Source organism: Streptomyces sp. H39-S7 (genome assembly GCF_027158205.1).
GTDB lineage: Bacteria > Actinomycetota > Actinomycetes > Streptomycetales > Streptomycetaceae > Actinacidiphila.
On record NZ_JAPVLU010000012.1, the window covers coordinates 1 to 6,237 of the forward strand.

The window sequence follows — 6,237 nt, forward strand, 5'->3', positions numbered from 1 at the left end:
GAGCCCACGCTGCGGCCCGTCCAGGCGCTGGTGCGCTGGGACCCGGCCGGGCACGCGGCCCGCGAACTGGCCGAGCGGGCCGAGCTGGGCTTCCCGCCCGTCTCGCGGATGGCCTCCGTGACCGGGAGCGCGGCGGCGGTCGCCGGACTGATCGAGCTGGCGCGGCTGCCCGAGGGGGCCGCCGTGCTGGGGCCGGTCCCGGTGCCGTCCGACCGGCCGGGCGGGCCGCGCAGGGCCGGTGACCCTCCGCCGGGGGAGCACTGGGAGCGGATGCTGATCCGGGTCCCGCCGGGCAGCGGCGCGGCGCTGGCCGCCGCCCTCAAGGCCGCACAGGTGGCCCGTACGGCGCTCAAGCAGACCGATCAGGTCCTGGTGCGCATCGACCCGCTGGACATCGGCTGACGTGATACCCCGGGCCGGCTCCGGGGCGGAGACCGGGCCGGGACATGGCGCCGCCCCGGCGTCCGACCTGTCGGCGTGGCGGGCGGCGGGGCGGCTGGTGACGTGGTGCGGGTGGGTGATGTGGTGCGGGTGGTGCCGGGGCTCAGCCGTTGCGCGGACCCGGCAGTGCGCCGGGGAAGGCGTCCTCCCGGGCGCTCACCGGTACCAGTCCCGGAGCGTGTGCCGGCAGCTGCTGCGGCACTTGCTGCGGCAGTTGCGCGGGCACCGACCCGGACAGGGGTCCGGACATCGGTGCGGACAGCTGGTCCGGCATCGAGCGCGCCGCCGGCACACCGGCCATCGGGGGAGCGGGCGCCGCGGCGTGCACCCCCGTCGTGTCCGGGTGCGAGGACTCGTCCTCGGTACCGTTGGCGGCATGGCGGCGCGCCCCGTACCGCCGGTGCACCGCCTGTTTCGTCACCCCGAGGGCGGAGCCCACCGCGTCCCAGGAGAATCCCAGCGAACGGTCGAACTCCACCGCCGCCGTGACCAGGGTCTCCACACTGTCGCGGAGCTCCTGCGCGAGGCGGACGGTGGGTGCGGGGGCGCGTCCGTAGACGACGAACCCGGCGGCGGGACCGCTGCGGCGCGGTCGGTACACATTGCCCAGCTGGGCGGTCAGGGTTCGTAGCGCGTCCACCTGTCGGCGGACCCTCTCGATGTCCCGCACCAGTAGGTGCAGGCTTGCCCGGGCCTGGGCGTCATGGGTTGCGTGGTCGGGCATCAACAAGCCTCTCCAACCGGCGTTATGAGGGATCGGGCCGCGTCCGTGGTGTGCCGGCCCCTTTTTCGGTCAATCTCTCTTGACCAACGCTCCAGCGGGCCATCGAGTCACGCATCAGGGGGCGTGCTGATGTTTCCGGGGGCTCGTACGACCGCGTGCGCCCCCGAAAAGACCGGCCCCTGGACCGGCCCCTAGAATTGGACGGCCCCCGGCTTCCGGCAGGGGGGTGCCCTCTTGTCCGTCCGACCGCGGGAGCCCGCCAGCCGTGTCCGTCACGCCCATCCGCCTCTTCGGCGACCCGGTGCTGCGCATGACGGCGCGGCCTGTCACCACCTTCGACAAGGAACTCCGCAACCTCGTCCAGGATCTGACCGAGACCATGCAGGCGGCGCCCGGCGCCGGCCTCGCGGCCCCGCAGCTGGGTGTCTCGCTGCGGGTCTTCACGTACTTCGTCGACGGCGAACTGGGCCACCTGGTCAACCCGGACCTCACGCTGAGCGAGGAGGAGCAGGACGGACCCGAGGGCTGCCTGTCGCTCCCCGGCCTGAGCTACAACTGCGTCCGCTCCTACGGTGTCGTCGCCAAGGGCTTCAACATGTACGGCGACCCCGTCACCATCGAGGGCACCCAGCTGCTGGCACGCTGCATTCAGCACGAGACCGACCACCTCGACGGCATCATCTTCATCGACCGTCTCGACGCCGAGCAGCGCAAGGCCGCCATGAAGGCGATCCGGGAGGCGGAGTGGGCGGATCCGGGCGTGCCGCAGGTGAAGGTCTCCCCGCACAGTACGTTCGGCGGCGCGCAGTGAGCCCCGCCGCCCGAGCCGCCGTCCACGGCCGTCACCCCTGCCAACGAGAGGCACAGAACCCACGATGAGGCTCGTCTTCGCAGGCACCCCCGAGGTCGCCGTCCCCGCCCTGGAGGCGCTGCTGGCGTCCGGCCGGCACGAGGTCGTCGCCGTCGTCACCCGGCCCGACGCGACGGCGGGCCGCGGCCGCAAGCTGGTCTCCAGCCCGGTCGCCCAGCGGGCCGAGGAGGCCGGCATCGAGGTGCTCAAGCCCGTGAAGCCGCGGGACGAGGACTTCCTCGCCCGGCTCCGGGAGATCGCCCCGGACTGCTGCCCGGTCGTCGCGTACGGGGCGCTGCTGCCCAAGGTCGCGCTCGAGGTCCCCGTGCACGGCTGGGTCAACCTGCACTTCTCGCTGCTCCCCGCCTGGCGCGGCGCGGCCCCCGTGCAGCACGCGGTGATGGCCGGTGACGAGGTCACCGGCGCGTCGACGTTCCTCATCGAGCAGGGGCTCGACTCCGGCCCGGTCTACGGCGTCGTCACCGAGGACGTCCGGCCCAACGACACCAGCGGCGACCTGCTCACCCGGCTCGCGCACAGCGGCGCCGGGCTGCTCACCGCGACCATGGACGGCATCGCCGACGGCCGCCTGGTGCCGCGCACCCAGCCCACCGAGGGCATCACCATCGCCCCCAAGATCACCGTCGAGGACGCGGCGGTGGACTGGAGCGCCCCGGCGCTGCGCGTCGACCGGCTGATCCGCGGCTGCACCCCGGCACCCGGCGCCTGGACGCTGCTCGACGGCGAACGGTTCAAGCTCGGCCCGGTGACCCTGCTGCCCGGCCGCGAGGACCTCGCGGAACTCGCCCCCGGTGAGCTCTCCGTCGCCAAGAACGCGGTGTACGCGGGCACCGGCAGCCACGCCGTGGAACTCGGCGAGGTGCAGCAGCAGGGCAAGAAGCTGATGCGCGCCGCCGACTGGGCGCGCGGTGTCCGCCTCGCCTCGGGCACCCGCCTGGGCGCCTAGGCTCTGCCGTCGTCGTCGCCGGCCCCGATCGCCCGGGTGGGCGGTCGTGGGGCCGGCGGCCGTACGCTGTGTTCACGCCCTGTGCGCGGGAGAGGGCATTTCCGCCCGCGCGGGCGCAGCAGTTTTTTCCGACCGAGTCCGGAGCACATTGATCGTGAACGACCAGCCGCGCAGCCGACCGCAGGGCACCTCGCAGGGCAAGTCCCAGGGCAGGCCGAAGGGCAAGCCCTATCGCAGGCCCCAGCGGGACCCGGTCCGCATCCTCGCCTTCGAGGCGCTGCGGGCGGTCGACGAGCGCGACGCGTACGCCAACCTCGTGCTGCCCTCGCTGCTGCGCAACGCCGAGGCCGAAGCGGTCAAGAAGGGCGGCGAGTTCGACCGCCGCGACGCCGCCCTCGCCACCGAGCTGGTCTACGGCACCCTGCGCCGCCAGGGCACCTACGACGCCGTCATCGCCGCCTGCGTGGACCGGCCGCTGCGCGAGGTCGACCCGCCGGTGCTGGACGTGCTCGCGCTCGGCGCGCACCAGCTGCTCGGCACCCGCATCCCGCCGCACGCCGCCGTCTCGGCCACCGTCGAGCTGGCCCGCTGCGTCCTCGGCGACGGCCGGGCCCGCTTCGTCAACGCCGTGCTCCGCAAGATCGCCGCGCAGGACCTCGACGCCTGGGTCGCCCAGGTCGCCCCGCCGTACGACGACGACCCCGAGGCGCACCTCGCCGTCGTCCACTCGCACCCGCGGTGGATCGTCTCCGCGCTGTGGGACGCGCTCGGCGGCGGCCGGGCCGGTATCGAGGACCTGCTGGAGGCCGACAACGAGCGGCCCGAGGTGACGCTGGTGGCGCGTCCCGGCCGCTCCACGGCCGAGGAGGTGGCCGCCTCGCTGCCGTCGGAGGTGACCGAGCCCGGCCGCTGGTCCCCGTACGCCGTCCGGCTCGCCGAGGGCGGCGACCCGGGAGCCGTGGACGCCGTCCGTGAGGGCCGGGCCGGGGTGCAGGACGAGGGCAGTCAGCTGGTCGCCGCCGCGCTGGCGGCCGCTCCGCTGGAGGGCCGGGACGCGCGCTGGCTGGACGGCTGTGCGGGGCCCGGCGGCAAGGCGGCGCTGCTCGCGGCGCTCGCCGCGCAGCGCGGCGCCCTGCTCGTCGCGTCGGAGAAGCAGCCGCACCGGGCCCGGCTGGTGGAGCGCACCCTGGCCGGCAACCCCGGCCCGTACCAGGTGATCGTCGCGGACGGCACCCGTCCCGCCTGGGCCGAGGGCTCCTTCGACCGGGTACTCGTCGATGTGCCCTGCACCGGCCTCGGCGCGCTCCGCCGCCGCCCCGAGGCGCGCTGGCGCCGCAAGGCCGAGGACGTCGCGGGCTTCGCGACGCTCCAGCGCGGGCTGCTCACCGAGGCACTGCGCGCCGTCCGGGTCGGCGGCGTCGTCGGCTACGCCACCTGCTCGCCGCACCCGGCGGAGACCCGTGCCGTCGTCGAGGACGTGCTGCGCGGTCGCGGCGCTGACGCGGCGCTCACCGCCGAGTGGATCGACGCCCGCCCGCTGATGCCCGGGGTCCCCGCCGTCGGCGACGGCCCGGACGTCCAGCTCTGGCCGCACCTGCACGGCACCGACGCCATGTATCTGGCCCTGCTGCGCCGCACCGCCTGACCCCGGGCGGTTCCGGCCCTCCTCCGTCCGACCGGTTCAGTCGACGGAGGAGCGGGTCCGTGCGCCGATGAGGGCCGTTCCGGCCCGGTCCGGGCCGCCCTGGGCGGGAAGCAGCGGCGCCTGGCGGCGCGGTCCCGGCCGGTGCGCCGGTTCGGCCGCCGCATCCCACCGCTCGGTGGTCCGCACACAGCAGAAGACGACCGAGGCCGTTGCCAGGACCAGGAGCGGCCCGAACACCCACGGGCGCTCGGCCATCTCCACCGGCAGCCAGCGGTACGACGCCAGCATCGCGGCGAAGACCGCCGTGCCGTAGCCGACCAGCTTGATCCCCGCCCGTTCCCAGCCGAGGTCGTGCGCGCGCAGCGCGGCCTCGATGGTGTAGGCGAACACGACGCCGCCGATGATGTCCGCGCCGTAGTGGTAACCGAATCCCAGCGTCGCGCCGAGGGTGGCGATCAGCCAGAACGTGCCCGCGTGCCGCAGGCTGCGCGGGCCCTTGCGGGAGTGGATGAAGATCGCGGTGGCCCACGCCGTGTGCAGGCTGGGCATGCAGTTGCGCGGGGTGATCCCGTCGAACGGGACCGGGTGCGGGACGCCGATCGCCACGGGGGTGTTGGGCCACAGGTCGGCCACCGCCCACTGCGCGCCGCCGGTGCCGTAGGCGAAGACCGGGCCGACCACCGGGAAGAGCATGTAGATGGCGGGACCGAGCAGGCCGATGAGCAGGAAGGTGCGCACCAGGTGGTGGCGCGGGAAGCGGCGCTCGGCCGACACGTTGCGCAGCTGATAGAGCGCGACGAGGACCGCGGCCACCGGGAGCTGGATGTAGACGGCTTCGAGGATGAAGTGGCCGACCGGTCCGGTGGCCTCGACCGCCCGGCCCACCAGCCACGACGGGTTGCCCAGCGCGTGGTCGGCGACCGCGACGTACGGGTCGAGCACCGTCGGGCGGGTCTTCGACGTGATGAGCAGCCAGATGTCGCCGGTCTTGCGGCCGGTCACCAGCAGCAGGCCCAGTCCAACACTCTTCAGCAGCAGGACGCGTTCGCGGCCGGTGCGGTGCGTGACGGCGACGACCCCGTAGGCCAGGAGCACCCACAGCGCGCCGTTGCCGAACATCATCTTGGCGTCGAACGCCCATCGCACCAGGAAGAAGACGAGGTCGATGCCGAGCGCGATCCCGAGTCCGATGAGGCGCTGCCGCCAGCTGAGCACCAGCATCATCAACGCCATGCCGGCGTAGAGCAGCGGCCCGGACTTGGGTGCGAAGGCCACTTCGCGCACCTGGTTGGTGATCGGCCCCCGCAGGCCGTAGTGGCGCGCGGTGATCTCCAGGGCGATGAGGAATCCGAGAGCCACCACGCTCACCGCGGTCCACAGCATCGCCCGCGGTCGGCGCCACGCGGTGAGCACAGCTCTGAGGTTTTCTCGCGAAAATGCTTGCGACGCTATGAAAGTCAATGTCCGGCCGATGTGTTAGGTGGTGGTCAAACAACTCACCCTTCGTGCTGGTTCAGCAGCGCTTCCGGTGAAGGACGGACGATCAGGGCCATCGTCGTGAGCCCGATCATGCTATCGGAGCGGTGCGGGCGCATGCGTCCTAGGAGTGC

General features: G+C 73.7%; 5 protein-coding genes and 1 pseudogene. 4 read left to right on the plus strand and 2 right to left on the minus strand.

Annotated features, from left to right (window positions below; translation table 11 throughout):
• Positions 1 to 402: pseudogene (locus tag O3X23_RS13380) on the plus strand (primosome assembly protein PriA); the annotation flags it as partial.
• 142 nt (positions 403 to 544) lie between these two features.
• On the opposite strand, the gene O3X23_RS13385 reads toward O3X23_RS13380, so the two are convergent.
• Positions 545 to 1,165, minus strand: coding sequence for a hypothetical protein (locus tag O3X23_RS13385; protein ID WP_269271547.1), 621 nt, complete (start codon positions 1,163 to 1,165; stop codon positions 545 to 547).
• 265 nt (positions 1,166 to 1,430) lie between these two features.
• On the opposite strand from O3X23_RS13385, the gene def reads away from it, so the two are divergent.
• From def to O3X23_RS13400, 3 genes are all read left to right on the plus strand, one after another.
• Entirely contained in the window at positions 1,431 to 1,976 is a 546-nt protein-coding gene (def, locus tag O3X23_RS13390; RefSeq protein WP_269271548.1) for a peptide deformylase, read from the plus strand.
• Positions 1,977 to 2,040: 64 nt separating this feature from the next.
• Entirely contained in the window at positions 2,041 to 2,982 is a 942-nt protein-coding gene (gene fmt / locus O3X23_RS13395) for a methionyl-tRNA formyltransferase (RefSeq protein ID WP_269271549.1), read from the plus strand.
• Positions 2,983 to 3,136: 154 nt separating this feature from the next.
• On the plus strand, positions 3,137 to 4,627 hold the full coding sequence (locus O3X23_RS13400) for an RsmB/NOP family class I SAM-dependent RNA methyltransferase (RefSeq protein ID WP_443047841.1): 1,491 nt from the start codon (positions 3,137 to 3,139) through the stop codon (positions 4,625 to 4,627).
• A gap of 36 nt (positions 4,628 to 4,663) precedes the next feature.
• On the opposite strand, the gene O3X23_RS13405 is transcribed toward O3X23_RS13400, so the two are convergent.
• On the minus strand, positions 4,664 to 6,010 hold the full coding sequence (locus tag O3X23_RS13405; protein ID WP_269271729.1) for a phosphatase PAP2 family protein: 1,347 nt from the start codon (positions 6,008 to 6,010) through the stop codon (positions 4,664 to 4,666).
• Between the last annotated feature and the right edge of the window lie 227 nt (positions 6,011 to 6,237).